Here is an 18,574-nt window from a genome sequence, read left to right on the forward strand (position 1 = left end):
CAACGTGTTCAACCCTAACGTTCGATGGCAATTCGACAGCCGACAGGCTAAAGAGTTCGATATGAGCGCGCCGAGGCGGATTAGCTTCGGCGCGCGGTCTAGTGACTCAGGATAGGGTTTCATCTGCTTTGGTCGGCCGTAACGCGCACATCCCGATCAGCAGCCCGGTCAAGAGGAGGTATTGCTCCAGATAGTGGTCTTTCAGGTTGTGATCGACCATGGTTCTGGAGAAGAAACCGATAGTAAACAGTAACAAGAACATCCCTACCATAGTGTTACCGTGACGGAATTCACGCCATCCAACGTACCAGCAGCCAGCCAGCAAGATCAGCCAGCCTGCAATCCCGGCAAATCCATTCTGGATGCCAAACTCAATCAGGCCGTAATGGCTGTGCGGAATATTAATCCGGTTATCCTGAGTATCGCGGCGCAGCACGTAGCGGAACGCCTCTTTGCGCGGCCCCATACCTAAAGGATGTTCAGCGACCAGTTTCCAACCCTGATGGAAGAAGCTGGCGCGACAGCCATTAGAATGGTTCATTGGGCGGCCCAATTCATTGCGTGGCACAGTCCCGTTCGTTTTGTTGTAGCAGAAACTGGTAAAAGGTGCATTCCAACCTGTAATCGCGTCGGTTTCCAGACTCTGCCAGCGCGGATCGGTTTTCCATGATGCATAGCCGAGTAACGCTGAAGCGATAAAGATACCCAGCAGAATGCCACCCGTTAACACCACCCGACTGCGGCGCATGCTGTGCAGGCTCAGCAGCACAAAGGTAGAGAATAAGCTACCAACAAGACCGATAGTGCCCCAGCGGGTATCAACCAGTGCGGTACAAATCAGATTACAGAGCAGCATGAAGGCCAGGAATGGGGTCTTCAGGCGTAAAAAGCGCTGATGCAGTAGGCCGCGCGCCAGTAATTCTGCAAGCAGGAAACCGGTGATCATGTTTACCTGGAAACTCATGCGCGTGCGGTTGTAAACAATCCGCGTTTCACCCCAGTGAATCACTCCGTCGCGCCAGTAAAGCCAGATGGTATCCAGTAAATGGATACAGACGACCCCCCAGAAAAAGAGCACAATCAGGGTGAAATAGCGCGCTGCAGAAATAGAGGGATACTGGCTTTGAATGGCTGGCAATAGCACCAGGCCCGCGCAGAAAAGTAATACCGGGCGCAACCATTGTCCGTCCCAGGTGGAAACCATCTCTTTAATATCTGGCGCGACAAAAAAGCCGTTAATCAGGATAAAGAAGGTTAACACCCATATTGCAATGAGAACGAACTTGATTTTGCTTAGGTCAAGATTTTTTCTGGCCGAGGCTGAGCTAAAAAAGAGACCCAGTGCCACTGCGACGATGGGATAGATCAGGCCATTGCGGTGAAAAGGAAGCTGGTCATTCGGGATTGGCCAGACAAAACACAAAGCCAGTACAGCCGGTACTAAAAGGCCCGTCAGGATGTTGCGAATATTTGTCATATTTATGGTACTGGTTAAGGATTTAGGCTTTTATACCGGTTAGTTAACAGTGCTATACGATAATTCCACGGAGTTCCGATGGGAATAAAAGCGAGAGAAAAGTACCACAGATGACTTAACTACAGAAGGACAATGTTTGTAAGCAAGAATAATCCAAGACTTCAGGCTAATGCTGACTTTGTGCATTCTGCGGCTGGCAATGTATATAATGCAGGAAAAGTTCGATTTCGGCCCATTAACAGGAAATGTATGCATATTGTTCACACTGAAGCAGACGGTGGCAAAGGCGGGCAACCTCTTCGCATTATCAACGAATCGCTTGGCCTTATTGCTCGCGGCCATCAGGTGACAATTTTGTGTCCGGAAACCGCACCGCTGCATGCTCTTGCCCGTGAAGCCGGGCTGACGGTGGTGACAATGCCGCTGAGGCGAAAAAACCTCAAAAATCTGCAGTTGCTGCGTAGCTGGATAAAAAACAACCGAAGCTCAATTGATGTCATCAATAGTCACAATTCTGCCGATACCTGGCTGGTAGCACTCGCCAATCTGACGCTATTGAATCCTGTCCCACTGGTGCGTACCCGTCATGCATCAGGGGTACCGCGCAGCAACTGGACTACCCGCTGGCTGTTTAGCAAAGCTTGTGCCCACATTGTGACCACGGGTGAAGCGCTTCGCCATCAGGTGGCGGATATTGGCGTGCCGATGGCGCAGAGCACTTCGGTGCCAAGCGGCGTGGACACTCAGCGTTTTCATCCTGCCGATAAGCAACAGGCTCGCGAGCACTGCGGTTTGTCACAGGATGATTTCTGGCTCGGGGTGGTCTCACATCTGCGTCCTAACAAAGGCCACAGCGTATTGCTGCGCGCCCTGGCGAAGATCGATAACCCGCATATCAAGCTGGCGATCGTCGGTGAGGGGCCACACAAGGCGACACTGGAACAGGAAATCACCGGTCTGGGGTTACAGCAGCGCGTGCTGATGGCCGGGCATCGCAGCGATCCGGAGCGCTGGTTCCCGGCGTTTGATATTGCCCTCAGCCCTTCGCACGATATGGAAGGCGTGCCGCAGGGCGTATTGCAGTCCCTGGCCTCACGTATTGCGACTATCGCCACGGATGCAGGCGGTACGGCGGATGCGGTAATTGACGGTCAGACAGGATTATTGGTTGCTCAGCGCGATGAATCCGCCCTTCAGGATGCGATAGTAAAACTGTATGACGACGCGGATCTGCGCGAGACGCTGGCGCAGCAGGGATATGACTACCTGTGCGCCCATTTTACGCGCGAATGCATGCTGGATGCGATGGAAAAGGTCTTCTCCGATGCCGCTCAGCGTAAGAGATCGTGATAGAGCGCCTGTAGCTCTTTCGCCATTCTCTCCAGGGTGTAAGGCTCAGCAGTGGCGCGCGCCGCTGCTGAATAGTCCCGCCCCAGTTTTCGGCCTGTAAGCCATTCGCCGACCACCTGCTGATAGCCGTTGCTGTCCAGCGCATCGCGTACCCAACCGTTAGTACCCTCTTCGATCCATTCCGCCGCACCGCAGCCATGGCTGGTCATCAGCGGCAGGCCGCAGGCCAGCGCTTCGACGCAGACATTCGGGAACGGATCGTAAAGAGTCGGCAGAATCAATGCATCCGCGGTGCCGTATACCTGACGCACATCAGCGACTGGACCCAGAAAATGAACGCGTGAAGCCACGCCGAGTGTCTGAGCCAGTTTTTCGAATTTGCGTGCGTGCTTGTCGCGCCCGGCGATCACCAGCCAGACGTCAGGATGCGGCACAATTGCGCGCAGCGCGGTCGCTACCCCTTTTCGGCTAAAACCGGAACCGACATATGCCAGCACGGGTGCATTGTGCGGAATCCCCCACGCATCGCGCTGAGACAACCTGCGCACGTCAGGCGAGAAATGTTGGGTATCGACGCCGTTATAAATGACCGTCAATTTGTCGTCCGCCAGGGCAAACCGACGGGCGATATCGTCGCGAACCATCTTCGAATTACAGATCACTTTCCGCAGCTGCGGATGAGTAAACATCTGCGCTTCGGCCTGCAAAATATAGCGATGATAGCGGCTCAGTGACTGCGCCCAGCGCGCCAGCGGCGACAAAATCCGGCTGTATTGCTCAAGCCAGGTGGCGTGAACGCCGTCGCCTGCGCGGAAAATCGTCGCGCCTGGAATTCGCTCATGGCTCTGCACGATATCAAATTGCGCAAACTGCGCGGCGGCGGCCTCGGCAAAGCCGGATTCGCGACTCAGGCGATTACGAAACGGCGGATTCACCGTCAGCGTGTTCCAGCCCGCGGCGTCTTCCCACTGGCGGGCAATCAGCGTCACGTTCAGCGCCGTATCCTGTGCCAGGACGTTCAGCGCGCGGGAGACAAAACGCTCCGCGCCGCCATTGGGATTATAGGTTTGTCGGACGATCGCCAGCTTCATGCCGGATATTCCAGCAGCAGCGTATCAATGGCGCTCAGGACCTGCTGAGGCGTAATCGCCGTGATGCAGTCCGACACGCCGCCATCCCCACAGCCCGCTTTGCCGCACGGCTGGCAGGTGAATCCGGCGGTGATAACACGATAGTTTACGCCCCACGGCGCCCATTTGATGGCACCCGTCGGGCCGAAGATGGCCACGGTTGGCGTGCCGACGGCGCTGGCGAGGTGCATTGGCATGGAATCGACGCCGAAGTAGATCCTGGCGTGTTTCATCAGCGCACCCAGCTCTTTCAGATTGAGCTGCCCGCTTAAATCAAACACGGGTTGTCTGAGAGATGCACGCAGTTCATCCATGTACGCCGTCTCTTCTTTCGAAGGGGCGGCGGAGAGGATAATCGGTAACCCGCGCGAGGCGAGGTTGTCGATGGTCGCCGCGAGCTTTTTGATATCCCAGGCTTTGAACATCCAGCGTGATGTCGGGTGCACCAGAATGTAGGATTTGCTGGCAAGCCCGAAACCGGCCAGTTTTTCGGCAATTGAGGCTTCCGCCGCATCGCCTGGTACAAACAGCGTATGTTTATCTTCTTCGTGTTGCGGGTGAATCCCGATCCGACGCAGGGCGTCGAGGTTCACTTCCACCATGTGACGGCTGTTATCCTGAATCGCCGGATAAAGAGTCGTAAAGGACTTCACCCAGCGACGACGTGCCAGCCCGCTGCGTTTATCCGGCTTAAAGCCCACGGAGACGCGCGGTTTCAGACGACGAGCCAGACGCGCGCCGTGCCAGTGTTCGGTCAAATTAATCAGCACGTCGTAATGACGCGCTTTCAGCGTATTGACCAGCGCGCGATACAGGCGGAGTTGTGCAAACCACCCTTGCTTGCGCCAGTTTCGGCCAATGGTATGCACCTGGTCGATATGCGGATGGCTGGTGAGCATCGCCTGGGTATCGTCATACACCAGCGCATCGACTTCTACATCCGGCCAGTTTTTTTTCAAAACGGTAAAGACCGGTGAGGTCAGCAGGACGTCACCGTGGTGACGCAGCTTGATGATCAGCACGCGTTTTGGCGGTCGCTCCGCTGAGAAAAAATCAGACATAGGCTCTCTCTGCTGCCAGCAAAGGCTCTAATTGCGCAAAAACCGCAGCGGCGCTGAGATCGCTCAGCTGCGATGAAAGGTCCGGGCGGCAGATAATTTGATTTTTCCCGTAGCCGCCGATAAGGCCCGGATCGGTTGGGCCATAAAGCGTAATATTAGGTCGATCGAGGGCTGCCGTCAGGTGGCTTAGCCCCGTATCCACGGAGACGACCGCGGTCGCCCCCGCCAGCTGTTGGGCGACGCCATCGAGTTTCATGCGCGGCAGAACCTCGACGTAATCAAATCCTTCCGCCAGACGTTTGGCCCGCGCCTCTTCGTGGGGGGCACCCCAGGGGAGTTTAATCCGCACGCCTGCGTCGCCGAGCAGGCCGATCAGCTCCCGCCAGTGAGATTCTGGCCAGTGCTTGTCGTCGCGCGTCGTGGCATGGAGGAAGATCAGATAGGGCTGAACGTCATGCGGCGATCCCGTTAAGAAATGCTGCGAGATCGCATAATCGCCCTGAGTGTCAGGTTTCACATAGCCAAGACTTTTCGCAAACAGCTCACGAGTGCGTTCTACAGCGTGCTGCTGTTTAGCAATGGCATGGCGCCGGTTATAGAACAGGCTCGCCAGCGGTTCGCGGGCGCTGTGCCAGTCCATACCGTGCTTGACGCCGTGCGCCAGGCGCGTGACCAGCGCGGCGCTTTTGACCAGCCCCTGGGCGTCGATTATCGCATCGTAGTGCTGAGCCTGAACCGCCTCGCGAAAGGCTTTGCGCTCGGCTTTGATTGGCGCGGAAAACCAGGCTTTGCGCCAGCGCCGAATCGCCACCGGGATCACGCGGTCGACCGCTTCATGCCAGGTGGGGATTTGCGCGAAGCCCTCTTCCACCACCCAGTCAAAACGAATGCCGGGGATGGCGCGCATCGCATCCGTCAGGGACGGCAGCGTATGCAGGACATCGCCCATCGAAGAGGTTTTTACGATCAAGACCCGCATTCGTTATCCTTCATCGTTCAACAGCAGATCGTTGAGTTCATCGAGGACACGCTGCGGCGTAATGTCGATTAGACTCTGATGATAGCCTTCTGCTGCATCGCCTTTGCGGACTTTGTGATAACCGGTGATCAAACGAATCACGCGCGCTTTATGGGACAGCGGCGGCGTGAAGTCCGGGCTGCTTGGGCCATAGAGCGCGACCAGCGGACGGTTCAGCGCAGCGGCGACGTGCATCAGGCCGGAATCGTTAGTGACGACCGCTTTACAGGCTGCCAGCAGAATCACCGCCTGCTCCAGCTGGGTTTCACCGGCCAGATTGCGGCACCATGCCTGCTGCTCGTTGCTCAGCGTGGCGAGGATTTCATTGCCCGCTTCATGATCTTTCGCCGAACCGAAGAGTACAACCTGATAGCCTTCGTCGATCAGCTGCTTTGCCAGCTCGGCGTAGTGATAGTGCGGCCAGCGCTTTGCCGGACCGAACTCTGCGCCAGGACAGAAGCCGATGATCGGGCGCTCAGCCGACAGACCAAACGCGTTACAGGTCTGCGATTTTTCGCCGTCATGCACCTGCAGCTGCGGCCACAGCAGCGGCTGCGGCAGATCTTTCGCCGAGAGCATCACGCCTTTGTCGTACGCCAGGGCCACGTAACGCTCGACCATTAACGGCCAGGCGGCTTTATCCAGCACGCGCGCATCGTTGAGCAGACCGTAGCGCATCTCGCCACGCCAGCCGGTGCGGTGCGGCACGCCAGCAAAGAACGGTACTAAGGCAGATTTAAAGGAGTTCGGCAGGACATACGCGCGATCGTAACGTTTCTCGCGCAGGCTATGCCCGAGCTTGCGGCGTTCGCCAATTTCCAGCGCCCCGTGGCCAAGCGGCATTGGGATCGCTTCGTTGACTTCCGGCATGCGCGACAACAGCGGACGGCACCACGCGGGTGCCATCACGTCGATTATCGCCTGGGGATAGCGCGCCTTGAGCGTGCGATAGAGACTTTGCGACATCATCATGTCGCCCACCCATGACGGGCCAATCACCAGTATTTTCATCTTAATGTCTTACGCGTCGCGGTTCAGCCAGGCCATATATTCCGTCACGCCTTCGGCAACGGTCTTGAACGGCTTGTCGTAGCCCGCGGCACGCAGGTTGGTCAGATCCGCCTGGGTGAATGCCTGGTAGCGACCTTTCAGTTTTTCCGGGAACGGAATGTACTCAAGGCTGCCTTTTTGATGGTAAGCCAGCGCCGCATCGGCCACGGCCTGGAAGGATTCCGCGCGACCGGTACCGAGGTTGAAGATACCGGAAACGCCGTTTTCCCAGAACCACAGATTCACAGCCGCCACATCGCCCACGTAGACGAAATCGCGTTTGAAGCCATCGCTGCCTTCGAACAGTTTCGGGCTTTCGCCGTTGTTCAGTTGGGTGTTCAGATGGAATGCCACGCTCGCCATGCTGCCTTTGTGGCCTTCGCGCGGTCCGTAGACGTTGAAGTAGCGGAAGCCGACGATCTGGGAATTCGCTTCTGGCAGAATCTGACGCACGTATTCGTCGAACAGGAATTTGGAGTAACCGTAGACATTCAGCGGCTGCTCGTATTCGCGCGATTCAATAAAGTCAGAGGTACGGCCGCCGTAGGTCGCCGCAGAAGAGGCGTACAGGAACGGAATGTCACGTTCCAGGCAGTAGTGCAGAACCTCTTTAGAGTACTGATAGTTGTTATCCATCATGTACTTGCCGTCCCACTCGGTGGTGGAAGAGCAGGCGCCTTCGTGGAAGATGGCTTCGATCTCGCCGAACTCTTCACCTGCCATAATCTGGATAAGGAAATCTTCTTTATCCATGTAGTCAGCAATGTTCAGATCGACCAGGTTCACAAACTTGGTGCCGTCTTTCAGGTTGTCGACAACCAGAATGTCGGTGATGCCTTTGTCATTCAGGGCCTTGATAATATTGCTGCCGATAAAGCCCGCGCCGCCGGTAACGATGATCATAACAGTAACCTTTGTAGTGTGGCGTCCGGGGACGATCCCGAACACGAATACTCATATCATATCATTAGTATGGCGACCCTTCAGCCATTCACCGATATGCAGCAGGGGTACACGTGATTTATGCTGCAAAAACGATAACTGATGATGCGTCATCTCGTATCGACGTATAGGTTTGGGTAATATGTGCCGAAATTTGCCGAGTCTGGAGAATTGCAATGCGTGGTGATTTTTACAAACAGTTAAACAACGACCTGGAGACCGCACGCGCGGAAGGGTTGTTCAAAGAAGAACGTATTATCACATCTGCGCAGCAGGCGGACATCACCGTCGCTGATGGCAGTAAAGTGATCAACTTTTGCGCGAACAACTACTTAGGTCTTGCGAATCACCCTGAGCTGATTGCCGCTGCCAAAAAAGGCATGGACACCCACGGTTTTGGTATGGCCTCCGTGCGTTTCATCTGCGGCACCCAGGACAGCCACAAACAGCTTGAGAGCAAGCTGGCGGCGTTCCTCGGGATGGAAGATGCGATTCTCTACTCTTCCTGTTTCGACGCCAACGGCGGTCTGTTCGAGACCTTGCTGGGCGCGGAAGACGCAATTATCTCTGATGCCCTGAACCATGCCTCGATCATCGACGGCGTGCGTCTGTGTAAAGCGAAGCGTTTCCGCTACGCCAACAACGATATGCAGGAGCTGGAAGCGCGTCTGAAAGAGGCGCGCGAAGCGGGTGCTCGTCACGTGCTGATCGCCACTGACGGCGTGTTCTCCATGGACGGCGTGATCGCTAACCTGAAAGGCGTGTGCGATCTGGCAGACAAATACGATGCGCTGGTGATGGTCGATGACTCACACGCCGTCGGTTTTGTCGGTGAGAACGGTCGCGGTTCCCACGAATATTGCGACGTGATGGGCCGCGTGGACATCATCACCGGCACGCTGGGCAAAGCGCTCGGCGGCGCATCCGGTGGCTATACCGCGGCGCGCAAGGAAGTGGTTGAGTGGCTGCGTCAGCGCTCCCGTCCGTATCTGTTCTCTAACTCTCTGGCTCCGGCGATTGTCTCTGCCTCCATCAAAGTGCTGGAGATGGTGGAGTCGGGCGCTGAGCTGCGCGATCGCCTGTGGTCTAACGCCCGTCTGTTCCGTGAAAAAATGACCGCAGCAGGCTTTACGCTGGCCGGGGCCGATCACGCGATTATCCCGGTGATGCTGGGTGACGCGGTGGTGGCGCAAAACTTTGCCCGCGAGCTGCAAAAAGAGGGGATTTACGTCACCGGGTTCTTCTTCCCGGTGGTGCCAAAAGGTCAGGCGCGTATTCGCACCCAGATGTCTGCGGCGCATTCGCCTGAACAAATTGAGCGTGCGGTGGCAGCCTTTACCCGCATCGGCAAACAACTGGGCGTGATTGCCTGAGGACGTGTGATGAAAGCGTTATCCAAACTGAAAGCGGAAGAAGGGATTTGGATGACCGACGTGCCGGAGCCGGAAGTCGGTCATAACGATCTGCTGATCAAAATTCGTAAAACCGCGATTTGCGGCACGGACGTTCACATCTACAACTGGGATCAGTGGTCGCAAAAAACCATTCCGGTTCCGATGGTTGTCGGCCATGAATACGTCGGCGAAGTGGTTGGTATCGGCCAGGAAGTGAAGGGCTTTAAGATCGGCGATCGTGTCTCTGGTGAAGGGCATATCACCTGCGGTCACTGCCGTAACTGTCGCGGCGGTCGCACGCACCTGTGTCGCAACACCGTGGGCGTGGGCGTGAACCGCCCGGGCTGTTTCGCCGAGTATCTGGTGATCCCGGCGTTCAACGCCTTCAAAATCCCGGACAATATTTCTGACGATCTGGCGTCTATCTTCGACCCGTTCGGTAACGCGGTGCACACGGCGCTGTCGTTCGACCTCGTCGGCGAAGACGTGCTGGTTTCTGGCGCGGGTCCAATCGGCATCATGGCTGCGGCGGTGGCAAAACACGTGGGGGCGCGCAACGTCGTGATCACCGACGTGAACGAGTATCGCCTGTCTCTGGCGCGTAAAATGGGCGTGACCCGTGCGGTGGATGTCTCGAAAGAGAACCTGAGCGACGTGATGAACGAACTCGGTATGACCGAAGGTTTTGACGTGGGCCTGGAAATGTCCGGCGCGCCGCCTGCGTTCCGTACCATGCTCGACACCATGAACCACGGTGGCCGCATCGCCATGCTGGGTATTCCTCCGTCAGACATGTCCATCGACTGGAACAAAGTCATCTTTAAGGGCTTGTTCATCAAAGGCATTTATGGCCGTGAGATGTTTGAAACCTGGTACAAAATGGCAGCGCTGATCCAGTCCGGTCTGGACCTGACGCCGATCATTACCCACCATTTCGGCATTGATGATTTCCAGAAAGGCTTCGACGCGATGCGCTCGGGCCAGTCAGGGAAAGTGATCCTGAGCTGGGATTAACAGTCAAAGCGCCTGCGGGCGCTTTTTTTTCGTTTCTTTCACACTTCTGGCATCCGCAATCGGATTATTTCGATTTTTACTTCGCTTTTTTACCCACACGCTTATAAAGTCTGTTTAAGTTTCGTTTACTTTTACAGCGCCTATGTTCAAGCTTACCGTTTGTTTATTGACCTGTAACTCCGCACGTCTGCTGCGTGAAGTGCTTCCGCCGCTTCTCGCGGTGGCGGATGAATTCGTCGTGGTGGATTCAGGAAGCACGGATGCCACACTCAAGATCTGCCGGGAATACGGCCTCTCTCCTCACTATCACCCGTATGCGATGCATGGCGCGCAGATGAATCATGCGATTGATCTGGCGAGTAACGACTGGGTGCTGTGCATGGACAGCGATGAGATCCTCGACGCTGAAACGGTCGATTTTATTCTGGCGCTCAAAGCGAGCGAAGAGCCTGCAGCAAACCAGGCCTGGCGTATTGCGCGCTACTGGCATGTGCTGGGTGAAGAAGTCCGGACCCTCTATCCCATTTCATCCCCGGATTTCCCGGTGCGTCTGTTTAATCGCACTCACGCCCGGTTTAATCACCGCCCGGTGGATGACAAAGTGGAGGGCGCGCTTCAGGCGATCAAAATGCCAGGGCGTGTTCGCCACGACACCTTCTACAATCTTCATGAAGTCTTTAATAAGCTGAACAGCTACACGTCGCGGCTGGTGAAATACCAGAACGTGCGGCCTTCGATTGGGCGCGGAATCATCAGCGGTATCGGCGCGTTCTTCAAATGGTATCTTTTCAGCGGTGCCTGGCGACAGGGGAAAGTGGGGGTGGTGACGGGTCTGTATGCCACGTCCTATAGCTTCCTGAAGTATTTCAAAGCCTGGTATCAGCATCAGGATAAAAAAGAGTCCGCGGCAAATAAAACAGCGGACTCTCATCTTACTGAATAACCCTTACGCTTTCTTACCCCAGCCCTGCCACTGGTGCTGGAGGTAAGTCACCAGCGAGCTTTGGCTCACGCTCTCACCTATCACCGTGAAGAATCGGGTTGCGTAGACCGGTTCTGGTGTCTGTTTCGGTTTGCAAACCTGTACGCCGCGGAACGGATTTTTCGGCTCCGTGCGCGGGTTGCTGCCTGGCGGCGTGGAGTTGTCTGGTCGTGAGGTGTCCAGCTGCGGCTCGTTCAGGAGATCGCTTGGGCGGACCAGCGTGATGTCCGAAGGCAGTGTCGGTAGCATCTGCTGCAATACGCGGACCGTTGACGGATGTGGGTGCCCAATGGCGATCGCCGAACCGGTACGCTGAGCAAGTTTCACAGCGCGGTTAAACTGGAAACGGATATCGGCTTCATTCTGCGTGTCATCGAGGAACACTTTGCGCTTAATCACCTTCACGCCAGTGCCCTGCGCGGCGCGCATCGACTGGCTGTTGCCGATGGTCATACTGTCGAGGAAGTAGAGATTGTAGCGCTCCAGCGCCTGCATCACTTTCTGCATCCCGAACAGGCTGGAGGTCATCGCGCTGCCCATATGGTTGTTCAGCCCGACTGCAAACGGCACTTTGCCATAGGCGTCGCGGATGATGCGCTCGATCTCGTCGCTGCTCATATCCGGCCGCAGGGTGTCTTTTTCCAGCGGCTGTTTGCTCAGGGGAGCCATCGGCAGGTGGATGAGGACTTCATGCCCGCTGTTGTGGGCTTTGGTCGCCATTTCACGCGCGTGCGGCGCATTAGGTAAGACGGCGACGGAGATGGCCGACGGCATCGCCAGCACCTGATTTTCGTTGTGCGGACGATAGCCAAAGTCATCAATGACGATCGCTAATTTGCCTGCGTAAACCGGTGAAGCCAGCGCCAGTGCACTGACGACGGAGAGAACAAGACGACGAAATTGAAGCAAAACTTATCTTCCCAACCACGGCTGTGGATTGACCGCCTGACCCTGGCGACGAATTTCGAAATAGAGTGACGGGCGGCCCTGACCGCCACTACTGCCCACAAGGGCGATAGGTTGTCCTGCGCGGACCTGTGTACCGACGCTGACCAGCGCGCTTTGGTTGTAGCCGTAAAGACTCATGTCGCCTTTCCCGTGCTCAACCACCACCACCAGGCCATAACCCTGCAGCCAGTCGGCGAGGATCACGCGGCCATCGGCGATCGCTTTGACTTCGCTGCCTTCCGACGCGCCAATCACGATACCCTTCCAACGTAGCTCACCCTGCAACTGTTCGCCATAGCGATGCAAGATTGAGCCGCGAACCGGCCAGAAGGCTTGCCCGCGTGGCGCACCCAGACCGCCGGTACGTGAAATGAGCGAGCGCTCGCTTTCTGTCGGTTTATAGGTTGAGCCTTTACGGGACGCTTCCTGTTGGCGGTCTTTCACGGCCTGAGCGTCGCGCGCCTCTTTTTCGGCACGCGCTTTGGCGGCCGCTTCGGCGCGGGCAATAGAATTGCGAAGTTTGGATTCGTTGGCGCGCATTTCGCCCAGCTGCGTCTGGCCTTCCTGAATGGAAGACTCCAGCCCGGAGAGGGTTTTCTTACGTTCGTTCCGCGCCTGTTCCAGCTTCGCCTGCTGGGCCTGCTGATCGTAAAGCAGAGTTTGCTGCTGGCTCTGCTTCTCTTCCAGCTCGGCTTTCTGCGAAGTGACCTCTTCCCGCGTCTGTTTGAGCTGCGCGATGGTCTCCTGGCGAGCCTGGTTCAGATAGCCAAAATAGGCCTGCAGGCGCTGTCCGCGCTGGCTCTCTTCCCCGCTGAGGATCAGCTGAATGCCCGTATGCTCACCCTGACGAAACGCGGCGTCGAGCTGCGCCGCAAGATTGCGTTCCTGGCTGGCTCGCTGGAGCTCCAGTTTGGCAATCGAGGCGTTCATCTCATCGATCTGCTTATTCAGCACGGCGAGGGTGTTCTGGGTTTCGCGCAGTTTGCGCGCGGCGGCGGAGATCGCCTCTTCCTGCTGCTTTAACTGCGCGAGCAGAGAGGAGCGTTGTTGTTGCTGCTGGCGTACCGCGCGCTCTTTGGCGGCGATATCGGCCTGAATCGATTTGAGCTGATCGCGATCGTCAGCGTGGGCGGATGCGGCGCACAGCAATACGCCAGCGCTGAGTGCGCTGGCGTAAAGCAGAGGCCTGACTGATAACCGTAACGGTTTCACGACCCATGTGATTGAAAAAATCGCCTTTCCCCTCATGGGGAGGGATTATTCCACGATGAACAGCGGCTTGCCAGTCATCTCTTGCGGGATTTCCATGCCCATCAGCGTCAGCATGGTCGGCGCGATGTCGGAAAGCTTGCCGCCTTCCACTGCTTTCAGAGATTTCTCACCCACGTAGATCAGCGGAACCGGCAGGTTGGTGTGCGCAGTATGTGCCTGACCGGTAGACGGATCGCGCATCTGTTCTGCGTTGCCGTGGTCAGCCGTAATCAGCAGCTGGCCGCCGACTTCTTCTACCGCTTTGGTCACTTCATCAACGCAATGATCCAGGGCTTCAACCGCTTTCACCGCCGCTTCCATCACGCCCGTATGACCGACCATGTCGCCGTTCGGGTAGTTACAGATGATGGTGTCGTACTTGCCGCTCTTGATCGCCGCGACCAGTTTTTCAGTCAGCTCAGCGGAGCTCATTTCCGGCTGCAGATCGTAGGTCGCCACTTTCGGGGAGTTGATCAGAATGCGATCTTCGCCTTTGAACGGCTCTTCTACGCCACCGTTGAAGAAGAAGGTCACGTGCGCATATTTCTCGGTTTCGGAGATACGCAGCTGGGTTTTATCGTTCTTCGCCATCCATTCGCCGAAGGTGTTGGCGAGCGATGCTGGTGGGTACGCGCAAGGCACTTTGATGTCTGCGGCGTATTCGGTCAGCATGATGAAGTCGAGGTTCACAACTTTCTTACGGGCAAAACCGTCGAAATCGCTGTTCACGAAAGCGCGGGTAATTTCACGAGCACGGTCAGCGCGGAAGTTCATGAAGATCAGCGCATCGCCATCTTCCATCGCGGCGTCGGCCTGGCCTTCAGCGCGGATCACGGTCGCTTTCACGAATTCGTCGTTTTCGTCGCGCGCGTAAGCGGCTTCCAGACCTTCAACAGCGGTATCAAACTGGAATTCGCCTTTCGCCTGAGTCATCAGGTCGTAAGCTTGTTCAACGCGATCCCAACGGTTGTCGCGGTCCATGGCAAAGTAGCGGCCAATGATGGACGCCACGCGGCCTTTGCCCAGCTCAGCAAATTTATCTTCGAACGTTTGCAAAGAAGATTTCGCGCTGCGCGGCGGGGTGTCGCGACCGTCGAGGAAAGCGTGCAGATAGATTTTTTCTGCGCCGCGCTCGGCTGCCATCTCAACCATCGCCAGGATGTGATCTTCGTGGCTGTGAACGCCACCGGCAGAGAGCAGACCCATGATGTGAACGGCTTTACCGGCTTTCACCGCTTTATCCACCGCGCCAGTCAGCGTTGGGTTGGTGAAGAACGTCCGTTCTTTAATTTCAACGTCCAGACGGGTCAGGTCCTGATAAACGATACGACCTGCGCCCAGGTTGACGTGTCCAACTTCGGAGTTGCCCATCTGACGGTCTGGCAGGCCCACTTCCAGGCCTGAAGCGTCAATCAGGGTATGCGGACGTTTTGCCCACAGCGCATCCATGACCGGGGTTTTAGCGTTGAAAATGGCGTTATCCTGGCTGTCTTCGCGATAGCCATAACCATCCAGAATCACCAGTACCATAGGTTTTTTAGAGACCGACATTGCGACATCCTCATGCTCAAGAGACAAAAAATTTGCCTGATTTTACTACAGCTGAATCGATAAAGTAGCCACAGAAGATCAAAGAAAGCGCTGGCACAGGCAGCGGCTATCCTCATTTTGACGCTTTTTTTTCGTGGCATGCCGCAGAAAATGGATTAGCTTATTCTCGCTGGCTGTATTTGCCACAACGCACAGGTATACTCCTGTCCTGGTTTTTTTAATCACTACGTCGGGAGTTGTTACCCCCCATGCAAGAAATTATGCAATTTGTTAGCCGCCACCCTGTACTGAGTATCGCGTGGATTGGTTTACTGGCCGCTGTGCTGTTCACTACGTTTAAAGGTCTTACGTCTAAAGTTAAGGTCATTACGCGTGGCGAAGCAACGCGCCTCATCAACAAAGAAGACGCGGTCGTTGTGGATCTGCGCCAACGTGATGATTTCCGTAAAGGTCACATTGCCGGTTCTATTAACCTGCTGCCGACAGAAATCAAAGCCAACAATCTTGGCGAGCTGGAAAAGCATAAAGACAAACCGATTATCGTCGTCGACGGTACCGGGATGCAGGCTCAGGACCCAGCAAGCGCACTCACCAAAGCCGGCTTCGATAAAGTCTTCGTGCTGAAAGACGGCGTCTCTGGCTGGAGCGGTGAAAACCTGCCTTTAGTTCGCGGTAAATAAGAGGAACGACGTGATGGCCAATATTGAAATCTACACCAAAGCGACCTGCCCGTTTTGCCATCGTGCAAAAGCGCTGCTGAACAGCAAAGGGGTTACTTTCCAGGAACTGCCCATTGATGGTGATGCGGCAAAACGTGAAGAGATGATCAAACGTAGTGGCCGCACGACGGTTCCGCAGATTTTTATTGATGCGCAGCACATTGGCGGCTGTGATGACTTGTATGCGCTGGATGCAAGCGGCGGGCTCGATCCCCTGCTGTGATAGCGTTTTAGGACAATTAAAAAGGGTATTTCCATGTCAGAACAAAACAACAACGAAATGAGTTTCCAGATCCAGCGCATCTACACCAAAGATGTCTCTTTTGAAGCTCCAAATGCGCCGCACGTTTTCCAGAAAGATTGGCAGCCAGAGGTTAAACTTGATCTGGATACCGCATCTACTCAACTGGCAGATGACGTGTATGAAGTTGTGCTGCGTGTGACCGTTACCGCTGCGCTGGGCGAAGAGACTGCATTCCTGTGCGAAGTACAGCAGGGCGGTATCTTCTCCGTGGGCGGTATCGAAGGTAATCAGCTGGCGCATTGCCTGGGTGCATACTGCCCGAACATCCTGTTCCCGTATGCTCGCGAATGCATCACCAGCCTGGTCTCCCGCGGTACATTCCCGCAGCTGAACCTTGCGCCAGTGAACTTCGATGCGCTGTTCATGAACTATCTGCAGCAGCAAGCTGGCGAAGGTACTGACCAACATCAGGATGCCTGATGAGTACAGTTAATGCGTCAATGACTGTGATCGGTGCCGGCTCGTACGGCACCGCTCTTGCCATCACTCTGGCGAGAAATGGTCACGAAGTGGTTCTCTGGGGCCACGATCCCAAACATATCGCGACGTTGCAACACGACCGCTGCAACGTGGCGTTTCTTCCTGACGTGCCTTTCCCTGATTCGCTGCATCTCGAAAGCGATCTCGCGACCGCACTGGCCGCCAGCCGCAACATTCTGGTGGTGGTGCCGAGCCATGTCTTTGGCCAGGTGCTGCATCAAATTAAAGCGCTGATGCGCCCCGATGCGCGCATTGTGTGGGCCACGAAAGGTCTCGAAGCGGAAACCGGGCGTCTCTTGCAGGATGTCGCGCGAGAAATCCTTGGGGATGACATTCCGCTTGCGGTGATTTCCGGGCCGACGTTCGCCAAAGAGCTGGCCGCAGGCCTGCCGACGGCGATCTCCCTGGCCTCCACCGATCAAACCTTCTCTGACGATCTTCAGCACTTGCTGCACTGCGGTAAGAGCTTCCGTGTCTACAGCAACCCTGATTTCATCGGCGTGCAGCTGGGCGGCGCGGTGAAAAACGTCATCGCGATTGGTGCCGGGATGTCCGACGGTATCGGTTTTGGCGCGAACGCGCGTACGGCGCTGATCACTCGCGGATTGACCGAAATGTCTCGTCTCGGGACCGCGCTTGGCGCCGACCCTGCCACCTTTATGGGCATGGCCGGTTTAGGCGATCTGGTGCTGACCTGTACCGACAACCAGTCTCGTAACCGCCGTTTCGGCATGATGCTCGGACAGGGCATGGATGTGATCGGTGCGCAGGAGAAGATTGGCCAGGTGGTTGAAGGCTACCGCAATACCAAAGAAGTTCGGGAATTGGCGCACCGATTTGGTGTCGAAATGCCAATAACCGAGGAAATTTATCAGGTATTGTATTGCGGAAAAAATGCGCGCGAGGCAGCATTAACCCTGTTAGGTCGCTCACGCAAGGACGAGCGCAGCAGTAACTAATCGCAGGGAATCTTAGTCACCTGAATGACCCGGCTGGCGCAGAACTGGCCGGTCATTATGATACCGCCTGGAGTATGCAATGCCGTGTGAAGAACTGGATATCGTCTGGAACAATATTAAAGCCGAAGCCCGGGCTTTGGCCGACTGCGAGCCGATGCTGGCCAGTTTCTACCACGCGACGCTACTCAAGCATGAAAACCTCGGCAGCGCCCTGAGCTATATGCTCGCCAACAAACTGGCTTCCTCCATCATGCCCGCCATTGCCATTCGCGAAGTGGTGGAAGAGGCGTATGCCGCCGATCCTGAAATGATTGCCTCCGCTGCCTGTGATATTCAGGCGGTGCGTACGCGTGACCCGGCAGTCGATAAATATTCCACGCCGCTGCTGTATCTGAAAGGCTTCCATGCTTTGCAGGCCTACCGCATCGGCCACTGGCTGTGGAACGAGGGCCGCCGCGCGCTGGCCATCTTCCTGCAAAACCAGGTTTCCGTGACCTTCCAGGTCGATATCCACCCGGCGGCGAAAATTGGCCGTGGGATCATGCTCGACCACGCCACGGGCATTGTGGTTGGGGAGACGGCGGTCATTGAAGATGACGTCTCTATCCTGCAATCCGTGACCCTCGGCGGTACCGGTAAAACCAGCGGCGATCGCCACCCGAAAATCCGTGAAGGGGTGATGATTGGCGCGGGGGCGAAAATTCTCGGTAATATCGAAGTGGGGCGTGGCGCGAAGATTGGCGCGGGTTCCGTCGTGTTGCAGCCCGTTCCGCCGCATACCACTGCCGCTGGCGTACCGGCGCGTATCGTCGGCAAGCCGGAGAGCGATAAACCGGCGATGGATATGGATCAGCATTTCAACGGTATTCACCATACCTTTGAGTATGGTGACGGGATTTAACACCCCGCCCGGTGGCGCAAGCCCGTAGGTCGGGTAAGCGAAG

The 18,574-nt window shown here is 56.1% G+C and carries 18 protein-coding genes; 9 read left to right on the top strand and 9 right to left on the bottom strand.

All coding sequences use genetic code 11. From position 1 onward, the window contains the following. Window positions 1–106: 106 nt before the first annotated feature. Window positions 107–1,477, bottom strand: coding sequence for an O-antigen ligase family protein (locus tag U9O48_RS00755; RefSeq protein ID WP_285146212.1), 1,371 nt, complete (start codon window positions 1,475–1,477; stop codon window positions 107–109). A gap of 249 nt (window positions 1,478–1,726) precedes the next feature. Here U9O48_RS00755 and U9O48_RS00760 point away from each other — a divergent pair, with 249 nt between their 5' ends. Next, window positions 1,727–2,827: a glycosyltransferase family 4 protein gene (locus U9O48_RS00760; RefSeq protein WP_285146211.1), complete on the top strand. Its 1,101-nt coding sequence runs from the start codon at window positions 1,727–1,729 to the stop codon at window positions 2,825–2,827. Here the strand turns inward: U9O48_RS00760 and U9O48_RS00765 are convergent. From U9O48_RS00765 to rfaD, 5 genes are read right to left on the bottom strand one after another with little or no spacing between them, the layout of a single operon-like run. Continuing rightward, window positions 2,809–3,918: a glycosyltransferase family 4 protein gene (locus tag U9O48_RS00765; protein ID WP_285146210.1), complete on the bottom strand. Its 1,110-nt coding sequence runs from the start codon at window positions 3,916–3,918 to the stop codon at window positions 2,809–2,811. The genes U9O48_RS00760 and U9O48_RS00765 overlap by 19 nt on opposite strands. Beyond that, on the bottom strand, window positions 3,915–5,018 hold the full coding sequence (gene rfaQ / locus U9O48_RS00770) for a putative lipopolysaccharide heptosyltransferase III (protein WP_285146209.1): 1,104 nt from the start codon (window positions 5,016–5,018) through the stop codon (window positions 3,915–3,917). Before rfaQ ends, U9O48_RS00765 begins: the two co-directional genes overlap by 4 nt. After that, window positions 5,011–5,997, bottom strand: a complete 987-nt coding sequence (gene rfaC, locus U9O48_RS00775) for a lipopolysaccharide heptosyltransferase RfaC (protein ID WP_285146208.1) — start codon at window positions 5,995–5,997, stop codon at window positions 5,011–5,013. The genes rfaQ and rfaC overlap by 8 nt, the downstream gene beginning before the upstream one ends. Window positions 5,998–6,000: 3 nt before the next feature. Next, window positions 6,001–7,047 carry an ADP-heptose--LPS heptosyltransferase RfaF gene (rfaF, locus tag U9O48_RS00780; protein WP_285146207.1) on the bottom strand — a complete coding sequence of 349 codons (1,047 nt, stop codon included), beginning with the start codon at window positions 7,045–7,047 and terminating at the stop codon, window positions 6,001–6,003. Window positions 7,048–7,056: 9 nt separating this feature from the next. After that, a complete protein-coding gene (gene rfaD / locus U9O48_RS00785) occupies window positions 7,057–7,989 on the bottom strand; it encodes an ADP-glyceromanno-heptose 6-epimerase (RefSeq protein WP_285146205.1) in 933 nt (310 codons plus the stop codon). A 215-nt stretch (window positions 7,990–8,204) separates the two neighbouring features. Between rfaD and kbl the strand changes: the two genes are divergently transcribed. From kbl to U9O48_RS00800, 3 genes are all read left to right on the top strand, one after another. Next, window positions 8,205–9,401, top strand: coding sequence for a glycine C-acetyltransferase (kbl, locus tag U9O48_RS00790; RefSeq protein ID WP_285146203.1), 1,197 nt, complete (start codon window positions 8,205–8,207; stop codon window positions 9,399–9,401). A 9-nt stretch (window positions 9,402–9,410) separates the two neighbouring features. Beyond that, a complete protein-coding gene (gene tdh, locus U9O48_RS00795) occupies window positions 9,411–10,436 on the top strand; it encodes an L-threonine 3-dehydrogenase (protein WP_282492038.1) in 1,026 nt (341 codons plus the stop codon). Between the two features lie 142 nt (window positions 10,437–10,578). Continuing rightward, window positions 10,579–11,379 (top strand): glycosyltransferase family 2 protein, encoded by an 801-nt coding sequence (locus U9O48_RS00800; protein WP_324723315.1) that lies wholly within the window; start codon window positions 10,579–10,581, stop codon window positions 11,377–11,379. 3 nt (window positions 11,380–11,382) lie between these two features. Here the strand turns inward: U9O48_RS00800 and U9O48_RS00805 are convergent, their stop codons facing one another. Genes U9O48_RS00805 through gpmM form a run of 3 tightly spaced genes read right to left on the bottom strand, consistent with a single transcriptional unit; the run spans window position 11,383 to window position 15,168 of the window. Then, window positions 11,383–12,327, bottom strand: a complete 945-nt coding sequence (locus U9O48_RS00805; protein ID WP_324723316.1) for a divergent polysaccharide deacetylase family protein — start codon at window positions 12,325–12,327, stop codon at window positions 11,383–11,385. Window positions 12,328–12,330: 3 nt separating this feature from the next. Beyond that, entirely contained in the window at window positions 12,331–13,590 is a 1,260-nt protein-coding gene (envC, locus tag U9O48_RS00810) for a murein hydrolase activator EnvC (RefSeq protein WP_282492114.1), read from the bottom strand. Between the two features lie 33 nt (window positions 13,591–13,623). Beyond that, window positions 13,624–15,168 (bottom strand): 2,3-bisphosphoglycerate-independent phosphoglycerate mutase, encoded by a 1,545-nt coding sequence (gene gpmM, locus U9O48_RS00815; RefSeq protein WP_282492033.1) that lies wholly within the window; start codon window positions 15,166–15,168, stop codon window positions 13,624–13,626. 248 nt (window positions 15,169–15,416) lie between these two features. Between gpmM and U9O48_RS00820 the strand changes: the two genes are divergently transcribed. The 5 genes from U9O48_RS00820 (at window position 15,417) to cysE (ending at window position 18,531) form a co-directional block, all read left to right on the top strand. Continuing rightward, the gene (locus tag U9O48_RS00820) at window positions 15,417–15,848 is read left to right on the top strand and encodes a rhodanese-like domain-containing protein (RefSeq protein WP_095280187.1); all 432 of its coding nucleotides are present in this window, start codon (window positions 15,417–15,419) and stop codon (window positions 15,846–15,848) included. A gap of 13 nt (window positions 15,849–15,861) precedes the next feature. Next, window positions 15,862–16,110, top strand: coding sequence for a glutaredoxin 3 (gene grxC, locus U9O48_RS00825; protein WP_095280188.1), 249 nt, complete (start codon window positions 15,862–15,864; stop codon window positions 16,108–16,110). 33 nt (window positions 16,111–16,143) lie between these two features. Further along, window positions 16,144–16,611 (top strand): protein-export chaperone SecB, encoded by a 468-nt coding sequence (secB, locus tag U9O48_RS00830; RefSeq protein WP_095280190.1) that lies wholly within the window; start codon window positions 16,144–16,146, stop codon window positions 16,609–16,611. Further along, complete coding sequence (gene gpsA, locus U9O48_RS00835; RefSeq protein ID WP_100778177.1) at window positions 16,611–17,630, top strand: NAD(P)H-dependent glycerol-3-phosphate dehydrogenase; 1,020 nt, start codon at window positions 16,611–16,613, stop codon at window positions 17,628–17,630. The genes secB and gpsA overlap by 1 nt, the downstream gene beginning before the upstream one ends. A 79-nt stretch (window positions 17,631–17,709) precedes the next feature. After that, a complete protein-coding gene (gene cysE / locus U9O48_RS00840) occupies window positions 17,710–18,531 on the top strand; it encodes a serine O-acetyltransferase (RefSeq protein ID WP_059180464.1) in 822 nt (273 codons plus the stop codon). Window positions 18,532–18,574 lie beyond the last annotated feature (43 nt).

Source organism: Lelliottia sp. JS-SCA-14 (genome assembly GCF_035593345.1).
In the GTDB taxonomy this organism is placed as follows: domain Bacteria; phylum Pseudomonadota; class Gammaproteobacteria; order Enterobacterales; family Enterobacteriaceae; genus Enterobacter; species Enterobacter wanjuensis.

Bases quoted from the DNA above. Each gene is read 5' to 3' on its own strand.
- U9O48_RS00755 (WP_285146212.1), bottom strand. From the start codon at position 1,477: ATGACAAATATTCGCAACATCCTGACGGGCCTTTTAGTACCGGCTGTA.
- U9O48_RS00760 (WP_285146211.1), top strand. From the start codon at position 1,727: ATGCATATTGTTCACACTGAAGCAGACGGTGGCAAAGGCGGGCAACCT.
- U9O48_RS00765 (WP_285146210.1), bottom strand. From the start codon at position 3,918: ATGAAGCTGGCGATCGTCCGACAAACCTATAATCCCAATGGCGGCGCG.
- rfaQ (WP_285146209.1), bottom strand. From the start codon at position 5,018: ATGTCTGATTTTTTCTCAGCGGAGCGACCGCCAAAACGCGTGCTGATC.
- rfaC (WP_285146208.1), bottom strand. From the start codon at position 5,997: ATGCGGGTCTTGATCGTAAAAACCTCTTCGATGGGCGATGTCCTGCAT.
- rfaF (WP_285146207.1), bottom strand. From the start codon at position 7,047: ATGAAAATACTGGTGATTGGCCCGTCATGGGTGGGCGACATGATGATG.
- rfaD (WP_285146205.1), bottom strand. From the start codon at position 7,989: ATGATCATCGTTACCGGCGGCGCGGGCTTTATCGGCAGCAATATTATC.
- kbl (WP_285146203.1), top strand. From the start codon at position 8,205: ATGCGTGGTGATTTTTACAAACAGTTAAACAACGACCTGGAGACCGCA.
- tdh (WP_282492038.1), top strand. From the start codon at position 9,411: ATGAAAGCGTTATCCAAACTGAAAGCGGAAGAAGGGATTTGGATGACC.
- U9O48_RS00800 (WP_324723315.1), top strand. From the start codon at position 10,579: ATGTTCAAGCTTACCGTTTGTTTATTGACCTGTAACTCCGCACGTCTG.
- gpmM (WP_282492033.1), bottom strand. From the start codon at position 15,168: ATGTCGGTCTCTAAAAAACCTATGGTACTGGTGATTCTGGATGGTTAT.
- U9O48_RS00820 (WP_095280187.1), top strand. From the start codon at position 15,417: ATGCAAGAAATTATGCAATTTGTTAGCCGCCACCCTGTACTGAGTATC.
- grxC (WP_095280188.1), top strand. From the start codon at position 15,862: ATGGCCAATATTGAAATCTACACCAAAGCGACCTGCCCGTTTTGCCAT.
- secB (WP_095280190.1), top strand. From the start codon at position 16,144: ATGTCAGAACAAAACAACAACGAAATGAGTTTCCAGATCCAGCGCATC.
- gpsA (WP_100778177.1), top strand. From the start codon at position 16,611: ATGAGTACAGTTAATGCGTCAATGACTGTGATCGGTGCCGGCTCGTAC.
- cysE (WP_059180464.1), top strand. From the start codon at position 17,710: ATGCCGTGTGAAGAACTGGATATCGTCTGGAACAATATTAAAGCCGAA.